Source organism: Thalassospira australica (assembly GCF_044790785.1).
Taxonomy (GTDB): domain Bacteria; phylum Pseudomonadota; class Alphaproteobacteria; order Rhodospirillales; family Thalassospiraceae; genus Thalassospira; species Thalassospira australica_A.
In genome coordinates this window covers 2966452-2985387 of the sequence record NZ_CP085258.1, presented here as the reverse complement: position 1 = coordinate 2985387, position 18936 = coordinate 2966452, and the positions used below count along the sequence as shown (strand labels likewise).

16 protein-coding genes and 1 tRNA gene are annotated in these 18936 nt (G+C 54.4%); 10 read left to right on the top strand and 7 right to left on the bottom strand.

The features are described 5' to 3' along the window. Positions 1-23: 23 nt before the first annotated feature. The 3 genes from LG297_RS13990 to LG297_RS13980 form a co-directional block, all read right to left on the bottom strand. On the bottom strand, positions 24-578 hold the full coding sequence (locus tag LG297_RS13990) for an AAA family ATPase (RefSeq protein WP_404421250.1): 555 nt from the start codon (positions 576-578) through the stop codon (positions 24-26). Positions 579-736: 158 nt separating this feature from the next. Beyond that, positions 737-1777: a hypothetical protein gene (locus LG297_RS13985; protein ID WP_404421248.1), complete on the bottom strand. Its 1041-nt coding sequence runs from the start codon at positions 1775-1777 to the stop codon at positions 737-739. Positions 1778-1885: 108 nt separating this feature from the next. Then, positions 1886-2887: a LysR family transcriptional regulator gene (locus LG297_RS13980; RefSeq protein WP_404421246.1), complete on the bottom strand. Its 1002-nt coding sequence runs from the start codon at positions 2885-2887 to the stop codon at positions 1886-1888. 224 nt (positions 2888-3111) lie between these two features. Here LG297_RS13980 and chvE point away from each other — a divergent pair, with 224 nt between their 5' ends. The 4 genes from chvE to araD all read left to right on the top strand — a co-directional run bounded on the left by chvE (position 3112) and on the right by araD (position 8963). Continuing rightward, the gene (chvE, locus tag LG297_RS13975) at positions 3112-4191 is read left to right on the top strand and encodes a multiple monosaccharide ABC transporter substrate-binding protein (RefSeq protein ID WP_404421244.1); all 1080 of its coding nucleotides are present in this window, start codon (positions 3112-3114) and stop codon (positions 4189-4191) included. A gap of 146 nt (positions 4192-4337) precedes the next feature. After that, positions 4338-5861, top strand: coding sequence for a multiple monosaccharide ABC transporter ATP-binding protein (mmsA, locus tag LG297_RS13970; protein ID WP_404421242.1), 1524 nt, complete (start codon positions 4338-4340; stop codon positions 5859-5861). An 11-nt stretch (positions 5862-5872) separates the two neighbouring features. Further along, positions 5873-7060, top strand: coding sequence for a multiple monosaccharide ABC transporter permease (gene mmsB, locus LG297_RS13965; RefSeq protein ID WP_404421240.1), 1188 nt, complete (start codon positions 5873-5875; stop codon positions 7058-7060). A gap of 154 nt (positions 7061-7214) precedes the next feature. Further along, a complete protein-coding gene (gene araD / locus LG297_RS13960) occupies positions 7215-8963 on the top strand; it encodes an L-arabinonate dehydratase (protein ID WP_404421238.1) in 1749 nt (582 codons plus the stop codon). Positions 8964-9126: 163 nt separating this feature from the next. On the opposite strand, the gene LG297_RS13955 is transcribed toward araD, so the two are convergent. Beyond that, positions 9127-9203: transfer RNA gene (locus LG297_RS13955), tRNA-Val, on the bottom strand. Between the two features lie 79 nt (positions 9204-9282). After that, positions 9283-9966, bottom strand: a complete 684-nt coding sequence (locus LG297_RS13950) for an HAD hydrolase-like protein (RefSeq protein WP_404421236.1) — start codon at positions 9964-9966, stop codon at positions 9283-9285. 243 nt (positions 9967-10209) lie between these two features. Between LG297_RS13950 and glmU the strand changes: the two genes are divergently transcribed. Together glmU and glmS are read left to right on the top strand one after the other, a co-directional pair. After that, the gene (glmU, locus tag LG297_RS13945) at positions 10210-11553 is read left to right on the top strand and encodes a bifunctional UDP-N-acetylglucosamine diphosphorylase/glucosamine-1-phosphate N-acetyltransferase GlmU (RefSeq protein WP_404421234.1); all 1344 of its coding nucleotides are present in this window, start codon (positions 10210-10212) and stop codon (positions 11551-11553) included. Positions 11554-11611: 58 nt separating this feature from the next. Then, positions 11612-13435, top strand: a complete 1824-nt coding sequence (glmS, locus tag LG297_RS13940) for a glutamine--fructose-6-phosphate transaminase (isomerizing) (protein WP_404421232.1) — start codon at positions 11612-11614, stop codon at positions 13433-13435. 90 nt (positions 13436-13525) lie between these two features. Here the strand turns inward: glmS and LG297_RS13935 are convergent, their stop codons facing one another. Beyond that, positions 13526-14062 (bottom strand): carboxymuconolactone decarboxylase family protein, encoded by a 537-nt coding sequence (locus LG297_RS13935; RefSeq protein ID WP_404421230.1) that lies wholly within the window; start codon positions 14060-14062, stop codon positions 13526-13528. A 120-nt stretch (positions 14063-14182) separates the two neighbouring features. Here LG297_RS13935 and LG297_RS13930 point away from each other — a divergent pair, with 120 nt between their 5' ends. Continuing rightward, positions 14183-15163, top strand: coding sequence for a cupin domain-containing protein (locus LG297_RS13930; protein WP_404421228.1), 981 nt, complete (start codon positions 14183-14185; stop codon positions 15161-15163). A 105-nt stretch (positions 15164-15268) separates the two neighbouring features. Here LG297_RS13930 and LG297_RS13925 read toward each other — a convergent pair whose 3' ends face one another. Then, positions 15269-16213: a bile acid:sodium symporter family protein gene (locus LG297_RS13925; protein ID WP_404421226.1), complete on the bottom strand. Its 945-nt coding sequence runs from the start codon at positions 16211-16213 to the stop codon at positions 15269-15271. A 320-nt stretch (positions 16214-16533) separates the two neighbouring features. Here LG297_RS13925 and LG297_RS13920 point away from each other — a divergent pair, with 320 nt between their 5' ends. The 3 genes from LG297_RS13920 (at position 16534) to LG297_RS13910 (ending at position 18784) form a co-directional block, all read left to right on the top strand. Next, entirely contained in the window at positions 16534-17712 is a 1179-nt protein-coding gene (locus LG297_RS13920; RefSeq protein ID WP_404421224.1) for a PQQ-dependent sugar dehydrogenase, read from the top strand. A 176-nt stretch (positions 17713-17888) separates the two neighbouring features. Then, complete coding sequence (locus LG297_RS13915) at positions 17889-18251, top strand: hypothetical protein (protein WP_404421222.1); 363 nt, start codon at positions 17889-17891, stop codon at positions 18249-18251. 392 nt (positions 18252-18643) lie between these two features. Beyond that, a complete protein-coding gene (locus LG297_RS13910; RefSeq protein ID WP_404421220.1) occupies positions 18644-18784 on the top strand; it encodes a hypothetical protein in 141 nt (46 codons plus the stop codon). The last annotated feature ends 152 nt before the right edge of the window (positions 18785-18936 follow it).

Genomic DNA, 18936 nt, shown 5'->3' with positions numbered 1-18936 from the left:
TCTTCTGATTTGTCGAAGGCGGATTAAAGTTTCAGGCGGGCAAGAATCTGGGCGGCGCGCTTTTCGACCGGGCCCTTGCGGATTTCAACCGGCTCGTAACCGCATTGCAGGTAGGTGCGATACAGCACGACATATGTTCTGACGGCGTCCGAAAAGCTTTGTGTTCGCGCGCTATCGGTTTTGTAGATTTCCGACCATGGCGGCAGGATGAAAACCGTTTTGCGATAGCGATAGGTTGCAATGGCGCGTTTAAGGCCGGGGTCATCGGGCAGACCGGAAAGTTCTCGATGGGCCAGCGTATCGGGCAGGCCGCGATCAAAGAATACGGTTTGCGGGTCCTGACCCATGCCGTGTTGCCAGGCGCGGATCGAGCCGCGCATCATCAATCCGGCATAGGCTTCGTTATCGCCCCAGGGCAGGGCATTGCCGCCGCGTTCCTGCTGTTCCTCGATCACGGCACGCGCGACTTCGCGGCTGGTTTCATAGCCGCGTTCATGAAGATAATTGATCAGTGTGGTTTTGCCGGCACCGGGCCCGCCGGTGATGACAACAAGGTTGGATGGATAAGGCGATTGCATTCGTATTCCCTGCACAAGGCGCACGATATGAAAGCGCTTTGCGGCAAGCTGATGGCGTAAAAATGATTGTTTGGGCCTTTGGGGCAGGACGCCCGCAAGGCTGGGAGACGCAGGGCATTAATCCGCTGGCCTCAGACTGTCAATATAGAGATGGACGCCTAGTAGCAGCTTTCGGACTGCGCAATTGTATCGGTTCCGGCATGCATGGCTGTAATCGTGCCATCCGGGCCGGTTTCAAAGCGGATGCCCGACGTTTTGCCATCATTGGCCCACCAAGTCAGGTAACGACCGTCAGGACCCTGATATTCGTTTTCTTCTTCGATCAGACTATCACCGTAGGCGGCGCGAACATCCTCGATATCGTCACCAACCTGAATGGCGCGGCCGGTTCTGATCAGGCTGGTGGCAATGTCATATTCATCGGCATAGACCGAGACGCGGGCAAGCCTGCCGTCAAGCATCATAAAGCCAAGCCCGGTCGGGCCGCCTGCCGATTGCAGATGATAGCAGGAAGTATCTTCGGTTCCCTCTCGGGTAGATGTCATAGGTTCGATCATGGCAGCGCGCACTTCATCCTCGGTCATGCCGATTTTGGCGTCGCCATATCCTTCGGGTGTCAGGGTTGAAAGCGGCGTGTTTATCGCGTCGAGCAGAAGGATATCGATGGTGGCGATATCGTCGCGGACTGTAACAGCCCCCGGTTCGATCCGCTGCGACAGATAGATTTGTGTGTCGGACTGTTTTCCTTGCCAGTTTTCGGGCAGCATCAGCCGCTCGCGCGGTTCAAGGCACAGGAATCTGGCCCCCTTAAGCTGTTCGGCAAAATTGAACGATGCATTGGCTGGAATTTCCATGCAAATGGTCTGCGGCAGGTCGCTGAACCAGTCGACCGGGGTACCGCGACCATCGCAAATCGCTGGATCAAATCGCAATTCGCAATAGGGCGGGACCGTATCGCGCAGCACAAGATCAAAGATCATCTGTCCCTGGTCTGCTTCGGTGATCAGGGTTTCGACCACGTCCTCATCGGGATTGAGGATCTGGTAATGCGTCAGGTTCCAGACAAAATTGTCGCGCAGGTCAAACAGGACATAAGGATCGGGGATATCGGCAGTGTTTTCCTGTGCGCGGCTCGTCGCGGAAAAATGTGCCAGTCCCGGTGTCAAAACTGTCAAAACTGCAAATGTTACAAGTCGCATCACGCATCCGGTGGAATGTTTTTTATTTGTGACAGAACCTTATGCGAAATGCATGCCATCGCGCCACTCGTATTTGGCAGGGGCAGGGGATGGGAAACGGCGGAATACCTAGATTTGCGGATTTTGCAGTTCCGGTTTTTCAATGCGGGCCAGAATATGATCCGACACCAACTGTGCTGATGGCGACAGACGATGTCCGCGCGCAGTGATCAGGCTGTAGGGTTTGATTTCAATCGTACCGTCAAACGGCAATTCGGCAATCATGCCCCCGATGCTCAGAAGCGATGTGACTTCTTCGGCCATGGGCGCAATCGCATCGGTGCCCGAAAGGGTGGAAAGGGTGACCAGAAGTGATGCGGAATTCAGGCTTGAATGCGGCAAAGGCAGATGGCGCGAGATGAAAACATCCTCGATCGTGCGGCGCATCAGGTTACCCGGCGGCGGCAATATCCATTCGAATTTGGCAAGACGGGCAAGGGACACAGGCTTGTTTTCGGCCAGTAACGGATGACCGGCACGGACCATCAGGCGGATTTTCTCGCTGCGGATTTCGCGGATGTTGAACTGGCGGGGGTCCATGTCTTCGGGGACGCGGCCAATGACAAAATCATGATCGCCCGCCAGCAGATCCTTGATCAGCAAATGCGATGGCCCGACCGAGACATGAGCTTCAAGCAGGGCATTGATCGACTGGACCGTTCGGATCGCGGGTACGACCAGATCAACGGCTGCGGCCGTCACTGCCCCGATGAATACGGTGCCGCCGCCATGTTTGATATCCTCGATCTCGCGTTCGGCCTCGCGGATTTCAATCAACATACTGCGTGCCCGCCGAGCCAGTGCGCGCCCGGCATTGGTCATTTCAATGCCGCGTGATCCGCGCACGCACAGCCGGGCTTCAAGAATGGTTTCCATTTCCGATAACAGACGCGATGCCGCCGGCTGCGATGTTTGCAACATATCTGCGGCCTGGCTGATCTGCCCGGTTTCTTCCATCGCGACAATCATGCGCAGATGGCTGAGCTTCAGGCCGCGCTGAAACAGATTTCCGGATCGAAACAGCAGGGATTTCGCAGAACTGAGCGGCAGCGTCTTGGCGGGGTCGGCCATGATAATTCTCCTTGTCTGGCCAGTTTAATATATCATTTTTGATATGCAAGTTTCGAAATTACTTATTTGATTGTTATGTCTGGTGTCGGAATAATGGCGCCGCACCCCGCGGGAAAACGGGATGCATCACCAAGCGAAAAACAAAGACACGGCGCATACAGGCAGCTTTGCCTGGAAAGTCGGGCAAAAGGCTGTAAAGGCCGTGTCTTTTAGGGAGGAAAGATATGAAACGTCTCAGTGCCGTAATGGCAGGGGTCGCCCTTGGCGCGGCCGCAATGATGAGCCCGATGATTTCCGGCAGCTATGCACATGCCGATGAAAAAGGATATGTCGGGATCGCGATGCCCACCAAATCCTCGGCACGCTGGATTTCGGACGGCGAGTCCATGGTCAAGCAGTTCGAAGACGCCGGTTACAAAACCGATCTGCAATATGCAGAAGACGATATTCCCAACCAGCTTTCCCAGATTGAAAACATGATCGTCAAGGGCGTCGATGTCCTTGTGATTGCGGCAATTGATGGCACCACGCTTTCGAATGCGCTGGAAAACGCCAAGGCAGCCGGGATCAAGGTTTTTGCTTATGACCGTCTGATCCGTGAAAGTGCGAATGTCGATTATTATTCGACTTTTGACAACTTCCAGGTTGGCGTGCAGCAGGCGACTTCGCTTGTTGACGGTCTTCTGGCACAGGGCGAACCGCCGTTTAATGTCGAATTGTTCGGCGGGTCGCCGGACGATAACAACGCCTATTTCTTCTATGACGGTGCAATGTCGGTTCTGCAGCCGCTGATCGATGAAGGCACTGTTGTGGTCAAATCCGGCCAGATGGGCATGGACAAGGTCGGTACGCTTCGCTGGGATGGTGCGGTTGCGCAGGCGCGTATGGATAACCTGTTGTCGGCTTATTACACCGACGATGAGGTAGACGGTGTTCTGTCCCCCTACGATGGTCTTTCGATCGGTATCCTGTCGTCGCTCAAGGGCGTTGGTTATGGCTCCGGTGACATGAAAATGCCGGTTGTTACCGGTCAGGACGCCGAACTGCCGTCGGTCAAATCGATCCTTGCCGGCGAACAGTATTCCACGATCTTCAAGGATACCCGTGAACTTGCACGTGTCACCGTTTCGATGGTTGACGCCGTTCTTGCCGGTAAAGAGCCGACCATCAACGACACCAAAACCTATGACAATGGTGTCAAGGTCGTGCCGTCCTATCTGCTGGAACCGGTCATGGTTGATAAATCCAACTGGGAAGAAATCCTGGTGGGTTCGGGTTACTACGAAAAAGACGAAGTCCAGTAATCCGTTGATCTGAATGTAATGAAGGGCGGGCTCGCTCTGATATGCTGGCCCGCCTTTTTCTGTGCTGTCTGACGTGCAGTAACAGTCAAACAAGACTGCGAGCGAGAATAGCGCCGTTGTGAAAGCATCGGCAGTGGGAGGACCGGATGGATACCATCCTGGAAATGCGCAACATCACCAAAACCTTTCCGGGGGTGAAGGCGCTGGACGATGTCAGCCTGAAGGTGGAACGTGGTGAAATCCACGCCCTTTGCGGCGAAAACGGGGCCGGTAAATCGACCCTGATGAAAGTATTGAGCGGCGTGTACCCGATCGGGTCCTATGAAGGTGACATCCTTTATGACGGGGATGTGCAGGAATTCAAGGATATCCGCGACAGCGAACAGCGCGGCATCATCATCATTCACCAGGAACTGGCACTTGTGCCGTTGCTGTCGATTGCCGAGAACATCTTTCTGGGCAACGAAATCTGTGAAAATGGTGTGATCAACTGGCCCGCGACTTTTGCCCGCACGGGTGAGCTTTTGAAGAAAGTCGGCCTTCGCGAAACGCCAAGCGAACTGATTACGAATATCGGTGTCGGCAAGCAACAGCTTGTTGAGATTGCCAAGGCGTTGTCCAAAAAGGTCAGGCTTCTGATCCTTGACGAGCCGACAGCAAGCTTGCAGGAAAATGACAGCCAGAAGCTTCTGGACCTGTTGCTGGAATTCAAGGCGCAGGGGATCACGTCGATCCTGATTTCGCACAAACTGAACGAGATCAATCGCGTTGCGGACCGCATCACGGTCATTCGCGATGGCAAGGCGATTTCGACCCTTGATGCCCGTGGGGGCAAAATTACCGAAGACGATATCGTCAAGGATATGGTCGGACGCGACATGGCGCACCGTTATCCGGATCGCACACCCAATATCGGTACAGACAAGCTGATGGAAGTGCGTAACTGGAATGTCACCCACCCGATGCATCCCGAACGCAAGGTTGTCAAGAATGTCAGCATTGATGTGGCGGCAGGCGAGGTTGTCGGCATTGCCGGCCTGATGGGGGCTGGGCGAACCGAACTTGCCATGAGCATCTTTGGCCGTGCCTATGGCGCGGATATCAGCGGCGAGGTCCTGATCAATGGCAAGCCCGCGGATGTATCGACCGTTGAAAAGGCGATTGCATCGGGTCTTGCCTACGTGACCGAGGACCGCAAGGAAATGGGGCTGGTGCTTGAAGAAAGCATCACGACCAATATCACGCTGGCCAATCTTGACGGGGTTGCCGAACGCGGCGTCATCAACGAAGGTGCCGAGCGCCAGGTGGCCGAGGATTACCGCAAGAAAATCAATATTCGCACCCCGAATGTCGCGCAGAAGGTGATCAATCTGTCGGGCGGGAACCAGCAGAAGGTTGTTTTGGCAAAATGGCTGTTTGCCGGGCCGGAAGTCCTTATTCTGGACGAGCCGACACGTGGCATCGATGTTGGTGCGAAATACGAGATTTATACGATTATCAACCAGCTGGCGGCCGACGGTAAGGGGGTCATCATGATCTCGTCGGAGATGCCGGAGCTTCTGGGCATGTGTGATCGCATCTATGTGATGAACGAAGGTGAGATCAAAGGGCAACTGGCGGCAAGTGATGCCGATCAGGAAAAAATCATGCGCATGATCCTGAAAGCGTGAGGAAGCAGACAATGACGGATATTTCCAGCAGCAAATCGATCGGATATTACCTGCGCACGCATATGCGCGAATATGGCATGGTGGTCGCGCTGATCGCCATTCTGGCGTTCTTTCAGGTGATGACAGATGGCGTGATGCTCAAACCGGTCAACCTGACCAACCTGTTCCTGCAAAACAGCTATATCATCATCATGGCAGTTGGCATGCTGCTGGTGATTGTTGGCGGCAATATCGACCTGTCGGTCGGTTCGGTCGTCGGCTTTATCGGCGCATTGGCCGCGGTAATGCTGGTTTACTGGGATTTGCCGACCATTGTGGTTGTCCCTGCCTGCCTTGTTGTCGGGGCTCTCATCGGGGCAGCACAAGGTTACTGGGTGGCCTATTGGCGCATTCCGTCCTTTATCGTGACGCTGGCCGGTATGCTGGTTTTCAAAGGTTTGACACTTGCCCTTCTGGGCGGGGCATCGGTCGGTCCGTTCCCGAAAAGCTTCCAGGCGATGTCGTCGGGCTTCCTGCCGGACTTCTTTGCCGGTTTGATCGAAGGTCGCTTTAATATTTTTTCGATGGTACTTGGCGTTGCGATTGCCGTGATCCTGCCGATCATTGGTTTGCGTTCACGTGCCAAGCAGGCGAAATTTGCTGAAATCGAAGAACCAATGATGGTTTTTGCTGCCAAGCATGCGATGGCCGGTCTGGCTATCCTGTATGTCAGCTATCTTCTGTCGACCTATCGCGGATTGCCGAATGTTCTGATCGTGATGGCGCTTCTGATTGCGATCTTTACCTTCATCACCAACAGCACCACGCTTGGCCGGCGCATTTATGCACTGGGCGGGAATGAAAAAGCGGCCAAGCTTTCGGGCATCAATACCAAACGCCTGACTTTCCTGACCTTTGCCAATATGGGCATGCTTGCCGCACTCGCCGGTCTGGTGTTTGCCGCGCGTTTGAATACAGCAACACCGAAAGCCGGTCTTGCGTTCGAACTTGACGTGATTGCGGCGGTCTTTATTGGCGGTGCGTCGATGTCGGGCGGGGTTGGCAAGGTGATTGGTGCAGTGGTTGGCGCCCTGATCATGGGGGTCATGAATAACGGCATGTCGATCATCGGTGTCGGTATTGACTGGCAGCAGGTTATCAAGGGCCTGGTGTTGCTCGCCGCCGTGATATTCGACGTCTATAACAAGAATAAAGCGTAACAACATGCAGACGAGGAACGGCACAGTTTTTGACAGGATCGGTTGCCCGGATATGGCAATTGCAAAACTGTGCTGTTCAAAGTCCCCCATACGGAATGCCACATCCGTGCGGGATCGGACCCGTCTCAATAAAAACTCATAAAGGAGAACGGGCATGACGAAGTTCAAACCGGCAGCATGGCCCCGCGTCCTGCGTTCGCAGGAAGGCTGGTTCGGCGGAACCAGCAAGGACAATATCTATCACCGCAGCTGGATGAAGAATCAGGGGCTGCCATCGGATCTGTTTGACGGTCGCCCGGTGATCGGGATTTGCAATACCTGGTCGCAATTGACCCCGTGCAACGCGCATCTGCGCGATCTGGCTGAACGGGTAAAACATGGCATTTACGAAGCCGGTGGTTTGCCGCTTGAATTTCCGGTTTTCTCGGCGGGTGAAAGCACATTGCGTCCGACGGCCATGATGTTCCGGAACCTTGCGGCCATGGATGTCGAGGAAGCCCTGCGCGGAACGCCGCTTGACGGTGTTGTCCTGATGGTTGGCTGCGATAAAACCACCCCGGCGCTTTTGATGGGGGCGGCCAGTGTGGATATTCCGGCGATTGTGGTCACCGGCGGGCCGATGCTGAACGGGAAATGGCGCGGGCAGGATATCGGTTCGGGTACGTCGCTTTGGCAGCTTTCCGAAGACCGCAAGGCTGGCAAGATCAGCACCGAGGACTTCCTTGAGGCCGAAATCGCCATGTCGCGTTCGCCCGGTTCGTGCAACACGATGGGCACCGCATCCACTATGGCCAGCATGGCCGAGGCATTGGGCATGGCGCTTTCGGGTAATGCTGCGATCCCGGCCGTCGACAGTCGCCGCCGCGTGATGGCGCATATCACCGGTCGCCGGATCGTGCAGATGGTCAAGGACGATCTGAAACCGTCCGATGTTCTGACCAAGGAAGCGTTTGAAAATGCAATCCGGGTCAATGGTGCGATTGGCGGTTCGACCAATGCGGTTATCCATTTGCTTGCCATTGCCGGTCGTGTCGGCATTGATCTGACACTTGATGACTGGGACCGTTTGGGTCGTGATATTCCGACGATTGTGAATTTGCAGCCATCGGGCAAATACCTGATGGAGGAATTCTTCTATGCCGGTGGTTTGCCGGTGGTCATCAAGGCGCTGGGCGAGGCGGGCAAGCTGCATAACGATGCGCTGACCGTTTCGGGTGACACCATGTGGGATCAGGTCAAGGATGTTCAGAACTGGAATGACGATGTCATTCGTCCGTTTGACAAGGCCCTGACGCAAAGCGGCGGCATTGCGGTTGTCAAAGGCAACCTTGCGCCCAATGGTGCGGTTTTGAAGCCTTCCGCTGCAACACCGGCCTTGCTGACCCATCGTGGTCGTGCCGTGGTGTTTGAAGATATCGACGATTACAAGGCCAAGATCTATGACGAAAGCCTTGATATCGATGAAAACTGCATCATGGTCCTGAAAAACTGCGGGCCAAAAGGCTATCCGGGCATGGCCGAGGTAGGCAATATGGGCCTGCCGCCCAAGGTGCTGCGCAAGGGTATTACTGACATGGTGCGCATTTCCGATGCCCGCATGAGCGGTACTGCCTATGGCACGGTCGTCCTGCATACATCCCCCGAAGCCGCTGCCGGTGGGCCGTTGGCGGTGGTGCAGAATGGCGACATGATCGAACTGGATGTGCCAAATCGCAAACTGCATCTCGATATCAGTGACTCGGAGCTTAAAAAGCGTCTTGATAACTGGAAATCGACGGTGCCGGTACCCGAAAGCGGTTATGCATCGCTGTATTACAAAAGCGTTATTGGCGCGGACAAGGGGGCCGATTTCGACTTCCTCGTCGGTCATCGCGGCAAGGAAATTCCGAAGGACAGCCACTAGACCAAAGCTCCCGCAAGACGCGATAGCGTTGATTGCGTACTCCGACCGGTCGGCAGGAAACTGCTGGCCGGTTTTTTTATTTTTCATACAAATGCAGCGGGAAATTTATCCGGTAAGTAACCGGCATATAAATTGTATGAGGAGCTTAAATTCTTGGGGGAAATGGTGGGCGTAACAAGATTCGAACTTGTGACCTCTCCCGTGTGAAGGGAACGCTCTAACCAACTGAGCTATACGCCCGAATTCGGAAATCGCGGCCCGGTTGGGCAGCTTGTTTTCCGTCGGTAGCGCGGGGTTATAAGGGCGGGGTCAAAAGGTGTCAAGCAGGCTGTTTGGCGATTTTTCCGATCACGTTCGGCAAAGTTTCAAACGCGGTTACAACCGCATCTGCCCCAAGGCTTTTGGCGCGCGTATCGTCAACCTCGAACGCAACGGCGATGGCAGGAATGCCAAAATCACGGGCGGCATTGACATCATTTCCGTGATCGCCAACCATGATGGCAATATCGCCGTGTGCCCGGTCATATCCGGCTTTGTCGAGGGCGAATGCCAAATGGCCACCATCGGGCTTTTTGACGGTTGTTGAGTCGCCACCCGCAATGACGGCGAACAGGTCGGAAATCCCTAGCAGATCAAGAATGCGTCGGCATGGTGCGGTCGGCTTGTTTGATGCAAGGCCAATGGTCCAGCCTTCCGATACCAGTTGGCGAAGGGTGGTTTCGGCATTGTCATATAGTCTGGTATGGGCATAGTCGGTTGCGACATAACGCAGCGTGAAATCGATGTTGAGTTCGTCAAGCTGTTCGGCTTCAGGATTGATCCCGCGCGCAGTAAAGGCACGCTTGGTCAGCATTTTTGTGCCGTCACCCAGCATGGCTTCAAGTTCATGGCGAACCAGCGGGGCAAGGCCATGGGCGGCAAGCAGTTCGTTCATCGCAAACAGCAGGTCATCGACCCCGTCAATCAGGGTGCCGTCAAGATCGAACAGAATGAATTTTGCCATTTTGGGGGACCGCCTCTGAAAACGGATAAAGGTTTATCCGACCTTAACCGAAATGGTGCCATTAACAAACGGTAACATCCACTAACACGAAGTAACAAAACGTGATTCTTTCGGGGCTTTTGCCTTTGGGGAATATGGGTTAGGAGTTGCTTCAAATTGGCTGTGGCAGGTTCGGGCAGATGGATGTAACCCGGATCGAAAAAAGGGGACGCCATGCAACGCATGGCACTACAGGGTTAAAGCATGTCGCGTGAATTAAGTGTGGTGGTTTTGGCTGCGGGTATGGGAACGCGAATGAAAAGCGCGATCCCCAAGGTCATGCACAAGGTTGCAGGCAAACCGATGGTCAATCATGTGATTGATACGGCGGGCCATCTGAACGCAATCAAAACCCTGATTGTTGTCGGCCCGGATATGCCCAAGCTGGTTGAAGCCGTTTCCCCCCATCCGACATTCGAACAAACTGATCGACTTGGCACTGCACATGCGGTTCTTGCCGCCAAAGAGGCCCTTCGCGGCCTTACGGACAATGTCCTTGTGCTTTATGCCGATAGCCCGCTATTCAGGGCGGAAACCCTTTCGCGACTTATGGCTGCGCGTGAGGACGGCGATCACGCGGTTGCGGTTCTGGGATTCCGTCCGGAAGACCCTGCCGGTTACGGGCGCCTTGTCACCGATCCAAAAAATGGCGAATTGCTGGCGATTGTTGAGGACAAGGAATGTGACGAAACGCAACGTGCGATCAATTTCTGCAATTCTGGTGTGATGTGCTTCCGTGCTGAAAGCATGATTGAAATCCTTGAAGCAATTGGAAATGCCAATGCCAAGGGCGAATATTACCTGACTGATGCGGTCGAGGTGGCGCGTGCAAACGGCAATAGCTGCGTTGCCGTCGAGGTTGCCGAGGAAGAGACACTTGGCGTGAATTCCAGAAGCCAGCTTGCCGTGGCCGAAGCGATTATGCAGTCACGCCTGCGTGAGGTGGCGATGGCCAATGGGGCGACGCTGATTGATCCGGCTTCCGTCTATCTGGCCAGCGACACCAGATTGGGCCGTGACGTGGTTATCGAACCAAATGTGGTTTTCGGCCCGGGTGTTACGGTTGGCGATGATGTGACGATCAAGGCATTCAGTCATCTTGAAAGCTGTGTTGTGGGCGACAAAGCCGATATCGGGCCCTATGCCCGTTTGCGACCGGGGGCGGAAATTGGCGCAGGGGCGCGGGTTGGCAATTTTGTCGAGATCAAGAAGGCCGTTGTTGAAGACGGCGCGAAGGTCAATCACCTCAGCTATATCGGTGATGCCCGCGTCGGGGCCAAGGCCAATATCGGGGCCGGGACCATCACATGCAATTATGACGGATACCGCAAACAGCATACCGACATCGGGGCAGGTGCATTTATTGGCTCGAACTCTGCCCTTGTTGCACCCGTCAAGATTGGCGATGGCGCGATCATTGGTGCAGGCAGCACCATTACCGGAACCGTCGAGGCCGACGCATTGGTGATCGAGAGGGCACAGCGGTTGGATAAGCCGGGCTGGGCCAAACTGTTTCGTGAAAAGATGAAGGCCCTTTTGGGCAAATAACGGTAATTAACGCGCCGCAGTCGCGCGATTGGCAAATTTCGACGGGGAAGACAACACTATGTGCGGCATTATCGGCATTATCGGCAAGGACAGCGTCAGTGACCGTATTCTCGAGGGGCTTAAACGGCTTGAATATCGGGGTTATGACAGTGCCGGGATTGCGACCCTTGTGAATGGTCATATTGACCGTCGCCGGGCCGAGGGCAAGTTGATCAATCTTGCCAACCGTCTTGCGGAAATGCCGTTGGCGGGGGATCTCGGGATTGGTCACACCCGCTGGGCGACGCACGGGGTTCCGACCGAAAACAACGCCCATCCGCACACCGATGGCAAGGTTGCCGTCGTGCATAATGGCATCATCGAAAATTATCAGGAAATCAAGGCGGAGCTTTCCGGCAAGGGCCGGGCTTTTGCCACTGATACCGACACTGAAGTGATTGTGCATCTGGTTTCCGACTTCCTTGATCAGGGCAAAACCCCGCGTGACGCAGTCGCCGCCACATTACATCGGATTGAGGGGGCCTTTGCGCTGGTGATCATGATTGCCGGGCAGCATGACGTGATTTTTGGTGCGCGCCGTGGCACGCCGCTTGCGGTTGGACTGGGCGAGGGCGAGATGTATCTTGGCTCGGACGCGATGGCGTTGTCGCATCTGACCAACAGGCTGATTTACCTTGAAGAAGGTGATTGGGTCGAAGTGACCCGCGATGGTGTTCAGGTCCGTGACGAGCATGACAATGACGTTACCCGTGAAACAAAGCTTTCGGCTGTTTCCGGAGCCATGATGGGCAAGGGTAACTATAACCATTTCATGCAGAAGGAAATTTTCGAACAGCCAGCCGTGATTGGTGACACGTTGCATGCCTTCATCAATCCGGCGACGAGGACGATCAAGCTGCCCGATATGCCGTTTTCGTTTAACGATGTCAGCCGGTTGACGATTGTGGCGTGCGGCACGTCATTCTATGCCGGTATGGTGGCAAAGCACTGGATCGAACGCTATGCCGGGCTTGGCGTTGATGTCGATATCGCATCCGAATTCCGCTATCGCTGCCCGCCGCTTCCAAAAGGGGGCGTTGCGCTGTTTCTTTCGCAATCGGGCGAGACGCTTGATACGCTGGCAGCCCTTCGTTATGCGAAGTCCAAGGGGCAGAAAATTGTTTCCATCGTCAATGTGGCCGAAAGCACGATTGCACGCGAAAGCGATGTGGTCTTGCTGACCTATGCCGGGCCGGAAATCGGTGTGGCATCGACCAAGGCCTTTACCACGCAATTGACGGTTCTGGCCTGCCTTGCCGTGACCATCGGGCGCGATAACGGGACGCTGGACAAGGACGAGGAAGCCGCCATCGTCAACGCGCTTACCGAAGTACCGAAACATGCGGCCGAAGTCCTTCATCATGATGATGAAATCCGCGAGCTTGCGATCAATATCGCCGATGCGCGCGATGTGCTTTATCTGGGCCGTGGTCTTGGCTATCCGATTGCGATGGAAGGGGCGCTGAAGCTTAAGGAAATTTCCTATATTCACGCCGAGGGCTATGCGGCGGGTGAGATGAAACATGGGCCGATTGCCCTGATTGATCAGTCGGTTCCGATCATCGTGATTGCGCCATCCGATGAACTTTTTGAAAAAACGGCCTCGAATATGCAGGAAGCAGCCGCACGTGGCGGGCGGGTGATTTTCCTCTCGGATGCAGAGGGTCTTGCGAAGCTTGGCGATATGGCATCGGCCACGGTCGAACTACCCAAGGTTGCCGATTTCGTGGCTCCCATCCTTTATACCATCCCGGTTCAGATGCTGGCTTATCATGTGGCGGTCCACAAGGGTACGGATGTCGACCAGCCACGGAACCTCGCGAAATCGGTTACGGTGGAATAAAACGCTGCTGCTTTCTTCCGGAAACACAAACACCCCGAAGCCATGGACTGCGGGGTGTTTGCATAGGGAGGGAAGATACCAGAAGCGAGGTCAGTCAATGGACGGGAAATCGACGACAGTGTCATTGATGCGGTTGAAGATGTTGGTGAAAGTAATCAGCGAAATCGCAAGGCTGATTTCAACCAACTGGGCATCGCTGTATCCTGCCGCCTTGATGGCGTTGAAGTCAGCCTCGGCAACTGTGCCGTTTGATTGTTGCAGCGCACGGACAAATCCTATCAGAGCATCGCGTTTTGGATCACCAGTGGGCGTGCCATTGCGAATATCGGAAAGAGTGTCCGGGGCAATGCCGGCCAATTTGCCGAGGAAGCTGTGGGCTGCTACACAGTAGTCGCAACCGGCCACCTCACTGACCACCAGCTTGATGGTTTCGCGGTCCTGTTTGGAAAGCGTAGCCGATGCCAGAACACCTTCAGCATTCAGGATGGTTTTGAGTATATCGGGTGCCAGTGACCCGATGGTGGCATAGGCGTTTGGCACACTGCCTGCGGCTTTTTTTACTTGGGCAAAAACTTCGGCGGCGGGACCGGTTGCAGTTTCAATCGCCGGATAAGAAATACGAGACATGATGTGTAACTCCTTGGTGTAAGTTCGTGTTGTCTATGAACGGACTTTACGATCAGGAAGTGAGTTTGTTAATGTTGTTAAGTATTGAAAATATGCTCAATAGTTTCATTTTAGGGGGCAATGTTGCCGAACGTCGATTGGCTCAGCCACCTGTTTGCCCTGATGCCGGTAAGGGGTTCTCTGGATATTCGTTGTTCCTTTGGTGCGCCTTGGGCATTGTCTCATGATGCTGTAGCAAAAGGTGAGATCCCCTATCACATTGTGCTAAAAGGGGAAGCTGTTCTGGAGGATTCCGCTGGTTTGGGGAAAACCCGTCTGATGGCGGGGGATATCCTTTTATTGCCGGGGGGCGAGGCACATAACCTGCACGACGGCAGTGGACAACGAGCCAAACCGGTTGTGCGGCGTGATGGGATCAATGTCGTGATCAACGAAAACAGCGGTACGGGCGAACAGTTCGACATGCTGTGCGGCAGCTTTTTTCTGGAATCCCCTTATGATCGGGTGTTGCTGCGTTATCTGCCCGAAAGGCTGATTGTTCGTGCTGGCATTCAGACCGAAAGCCGGGGAAATAATACGACCGATAGTCGTCTGGCAAATCTGGTGGCCCTGATGCGGGCTGAGGCCGATGGCGAGTGTCTTGGTGGCAGGGCGATGCTTAATGCCTGTTCGGTAGCCCTGTTCACACTCGTCCTGCGTCTTGCCAGTGAATCCGAAAACGCACCGATGGGGCTTCTGGCTCTTGCGGGGCATCCGCGGCTTGCCCCGGCTTTGGGGGCAATGCTTGATGATCCGGCGCGAGCATGGACCCTGCCGGAACTTGCCGATATCTGCAATATGTCGCGCGCTACTCTGGTACGCCATTTTCAGGAACGTTTGGGCCATTCGGCCAATGACTTTCTGCTCGATATTCGTATGACGCTGGCAGCGAAGGAGTTGGAGAAAAGCAATATTTCGACCGGGGCAGTTGCCGATTTGGCAGGCTATCAGTCCGAAGCGGCCTTTCAGCGGGCGTTCAAAAAGCATATGGGGGTGACGCCAGCACAATGGCGCCGAGATAGTGCGGTGCGGGTTGTTAGGACGAATGGCGGCTCGCCGTAATATTGTGCGTGTCCGTGATTGGAAGATCGCAAAATGAAACAGGCCAGTGACATCAACTGTCACTGGCCTGTTTCATTTTGCGATTATTACCTTATGGGTAATGCATCAGGCAGATTTGGGACGGGTTTTGGAAGGACTATCCGCATCGTCTGCAATCGGCTTGTGGCTCCAATATCCGGCGAGAAGGGAGCCTGAAATATTGTGCCAGACGCTGAATAGCGTGCCGGGCAGGGCGGCTGCCGGCGTGAAGAATTTCAACGCCAGTGCCGTGGCAAGGCCAGAATTCTGCAGACCGACTTCAAAGGCAATGGTGCGGCAAATCTTGCGGTCAAATCCAAGCAGGGCCGTGATGCCATAACCAAGAGCAAGGCCAATGGCGTTGTGCAGGATAACGGCGAAAGCGACAATCAGACCGACCGTCGCAATCTTCCCGGCATTGAGAGCAACAACAATCGCAATGATCAGAAGGATCGCGAACATCGAGACATAGGGGAAAAGCCCTTCGATCTTGCGTACCCATTTCGATGCGAATTCATTCAGTGCAACCCCGATCGCAACAGGGACCAGAACCACCTGAAGAAGCGTCATCAGCATCGGTTGAACCGGAACATCAATGCTTTGTCCGGCGAAGAATGATGCCAGAACCGGGGTCAGGAAAACGCCGATCAGGGTCGAGGCCGCCGTCATTGAAATCGACAGCGCGGTATCCCCTTTGGCCAGATAGCACATGACATTGGATGATGTGCCACCCGCAACGCTGCCGACCAGCAGCATGCCGATCATCAGTTCAGGCCCAAAACCAAACAGGGTTGCCACCGACCATGCCGCCGCAGGCATGATCAAAAATTGCAGCGCCACACCAACCGCCATTGCCTTGCGGCTTTTTGCAACATTTGCAAAATCGCGCGTGGTTAACGTCAGGCCCATCGCCAGCATAATGACCGTCAGAAGCGGGATGATCGCCCCGCTCATGGATGTAAAAGCCCCCGGTACAAAATAGGCCAGCAGCGACAGAAGCGCGGCCCATAAAGGGAAAAGTTGAAGAAGCACGGATGTTCCTCCTGCCCGTTTGTATTTATGTTGAGGAGTTGGAGTATCAAAACGGTCTGGATATATTCAAACCTGTCGTGCAGATACCCGTTATCTAAGCGTTTGATCTGTATACAATCTTTTACCCTGCAGCAAGAGACGTATGGTCCGTTCCAGTACTGAGATTTGCTTCACACTCACAGGTTTGTGTTGAGGAACGTCCTTGCCTCGCCCGCGTTTGAACAACAATCATCATTAATCCGGCAATGATTTAGGACGACGGATTGGCTGTTTTGTACAGCAAGTCATATTCTCCGTCAGTCACATGAGGAGAGGCAGCGATGACATCTGTTGTAATTGACCACAGGAACAAGACCGTCCTTGCGGGTTTCGTGATAATGATAATTTTCGCGCTTGTCCCTTTTGCGCAGGTACAGGTGCAGGCGAGAGAAATCCATCGTGAACAGACCGAACATGGCACGATCATTGTCGAAGAAGTCGCAACCGGGCTGAGTTATCCTTGGGCGATGGTTTTCCTGCCGGATGGATCAGCCCTGATTACCGAACGGGAAGGGAGGCTTCGGCTGATGGCACCGGATGGAAGTTTGTCCGCAGGGCTGAGCGGCGTGCCCGAGGTTTATGCTTCGGGGCAGGGTGGGCTGCTTGACATTGCGCTTGATCCCGATTTTGGAAGCAACCGCCGGGTTTATCTGAGCTACGCCGAGCCACGCAGTCAGGGAGAAAATGCGACGGCGGTTGCCCGCGCGGTTCTTGATGACAGCAACAAGTGGTTATCAAATGTCGAAGTCATCTTTCAGCAGCAACCATCCTATAGCGGCAACAAGCATTTTGGATCGCGGCTGGTGTTTGCGCCGGACGGCAATCTGTTTGTGACACTGGGCGAACGATCTTCATTGCGAGACGAGGCACAAAATCTGGGTAACCACCTTGGAACGGTCGTGCGTATTGCACCGGATGGTTCCGTGCCGGATGACAACCCCTTTGTCGGCCAGGACGGGGTCATGCCCGAAATCTGGTCTTATGGTCATCGTAATCCACAAGGGGCGGCATTGAACCCTGAAAGCGGGGAGTTATGGCTTCATGAACACGGCCCCCGCGGCGGAGACGAGGTGAACATACCCGAAGCCGGAAAGAATTATGGCTGGCCAGTCATAACCCACGGGCAGGAATATTTTGGCGGCGAGATAGGTGTCGGCACAGAGAAGGAAGGCATGGAACAGCCAATCCATTATTGGGTCCCCTCGATCGCGCCGTCGGGCATGGCGTTTTATACCGGCGATGCCGTTGACGAATGGCAGGGGGATATTTTTGTCGGAGCACTTGCCGGTCGTTTGCTGGTGCGATTGGACCGGGAGGATGACCGGATTACCGGCGAGGAAAGAATGCTTGAGGATTTGGGTGAACGTATCCGCGATGTCAGTATGGGGCCGGATGGCATGATATATCTGCTGACAGATGCATCTTCTGGGCGGGTTCTTCGGCTGCGTCCCGGGGCATAGGGCATAGTATGCTGTTTTTATCGCGCCGAATGCAAATATGGAAATAAAGTTTGCCGGTAATAACTGCCTTATGCGCCATTTCTTGTAATCTTAGGGTTACAAGAGAAAATGTGCCGATTGCAGTTTGCCGGGGGGATGGACATCTTCAATGAGGGTCTTAAGGAGGCCCCTTTATCATGAGCCTGACCCGCACAAGTCGGCACGGAATAGATTTCATCCATCCTTTTGCACTGAAGGGGTATCCCGAGCCATTCCCGCCCGGACATTACGAGGTTGAAACCGAAGAAGAACAGATCGAAAGCGTATCTTTTCTTGCCTATCGGCGCATAGCGACGCTGCTTTATCAGCAGGGACGGGATGGCGAGGCGATTATATCAAGGAGTTTCACGGTCGATCCCCGAGATCTTGATCGCGCCAGACTGATCGACCGCAGCCAATGTGAGCCGATTGAAAGTGTCAGCCCGAAGCTGAAATCGGACAGGATAGATGATCAACAAGCGATTTCCCGGGGTGAGAATGAAGGCTTGGCGATTGATTGAGCGGTTTGATGATGAGCTCGGGATATAAAGAATATGATTCGTGTTATAATCGAGTTTTACCGGGTGCGATCTGACGACGGGGCGCATGCCGTGCTTGATCGCGCGGAATATGATGTTTTCGATATCGCGGCGGCCGTCCGGGTGGCAGAAAAATTTATACTCCGGGTAGAGCTGCCGCAACGTCCGGACGATTTTGTGATTACCGATATGACGGGAAACTCGCTTTACCGGGCGTCAGACCAAAATAAGTAGCCAATGGAATCTTTGACGGTTTCCTTTCTCCCATGCGTTTACGGTGGCTATTCGGGAGCATGGGATTGCGGATGCATGTTCTGATTGTCATTTGTAAGCAGGAAGCAGATTTTTGACTTCCGTTTTGGAAGATAGTCATCATGTCGTTTCGAGATTTTTCGTCGAAGCAATCCGTTCCGGAAAAGGCAATGCCGCCCAAGCCGCTTGAGGGGGCGCCGGGTGATGCACCCGTAACCCAGCCAGATCAGTCGCCGCTTGACCGGTCGCCAGATCAGAAATAGGCAGGTTCTTTGAGGAAGGGGGGGGGGGGGGGGCGGTCGTCCCCCTTTGTCTTGCCGATAAAAGGCAAATATCTTGCCATTAACAGCCAATACCGGTAGGGATGTGGGCGGTCATTTCTGGTCATGTCTATGACTCTTCGCAGGGTAAAACA

What these genes read in the sequence shown, in the direction of transcription:
- LG297_RS13990 (WP_404421250.1), bottom strand. Translation starts at nt 578, where the DNA reads ATGCAATCGCCTTATCCATCCAACCTTGTTGTCATCACCGGCGGGCCC.
- LG297_RS13985 (WP_404421248.1), bottom strand. Translation starts at nt 1,777, where the DNA reads ATGCGACTTGTAACATTTGCAGTTTTGACAGTTTTGACACCGGGACTG.
- LG297_RS13980 (WP_404421246.1), bottom strand. Translation starts at nt 2,887, where the DNA reads ATGGCCGACCCCGCCAAGACGCTGCCGCTCAGTTCTGCGAAATCCCTG.
- chvE (WP_404421244.1), top strand. Translation starts at nt 3,112, where the DNA reads ATGAAACGTCTCAGTGCCGTAATGGCAGGGGTCGCCCTTGGCGCGGCC.
- mmsA (WP_404421242.1), top strand. Translation starts at nt 4,338, where the DNA reads ATGGATACCATCCTGGAAATGCGCAACATCACCAAAACCTTTCCGGGG.
- mmsB (WP_404421240.1), top strand. Translation starts at nt 5,873, where the DNA reads ATGACGGATATTTCCAGCAGCAAATCGATCGGATATTACCTGCGCACG.
- araD (WP_404421238.1), top strand. Translation starts at nt 7,215, where the DNA reads ATGACGAAGTTCAAACCGGCAGCATGGCCCCGCGTCCTGCGTTCGCAG.
- LG297_RS13950 (WP_404421236.1), bottom strand. Translation starts at nt 9,966, where the DNA reads ATGGCAAAATTCATTCTGTTCGATCTTGACGGCACCCTGATTGACGGG.
- glmU (WP_404421234.1), top strand. Translation starts at nt 10,210, where the DNA reads ATGTCGCGTGAATTAAGTGTGGTGGTTTTGGCTGCGGGTATGGGAACG.
- glmS (WP_404421232.1), top strand. Translation starts at nt 11,612, where the DNA reads ATGTGCGGCATTATCGGCATTATCGGCAAGGACAGCGTCAGTGACCGT.
- LG297_RS13935 (WP_404421230.1), bottom strand. Translation starts at nt 14,062, where the DNA reads ATGTCTCGTATTTCTTATCCGGCGATTGAAACTGCAACCGGTCCCGCC.
- LG297_RS13930 (WP_404421228.1), top strand. Translation starts at nt 14,183, where the DNA reads ATGTTGCCGAACGTCGATTGGCTCAGCCACCTGTTTGCCCTGATGCCG.
- LG297_RS13920 (WP_404421224.1), top strand. Translation starts at nt 16,534, where the DNA reads ATGACATCTGTTGTAATTGACCACAGGAACAAGACCGTCCTTGCGGGT.
- LG297_RS13915 (WP_404421222.1), top strand. Translation starts at nt 17,889, where the DNA reads ATGAGCCTGACCCGCACAAGTCGGCACGGAATAGATTTCATCCATCCT.
- LG297_RS13910 (WP_404421220.1), top strand. Translation starts at nt 18,644, where the DNA reads ATGTCGTTTCGAGATTTTTCGTCGAAGCAATCCGTTCCGGAAAAGGCA.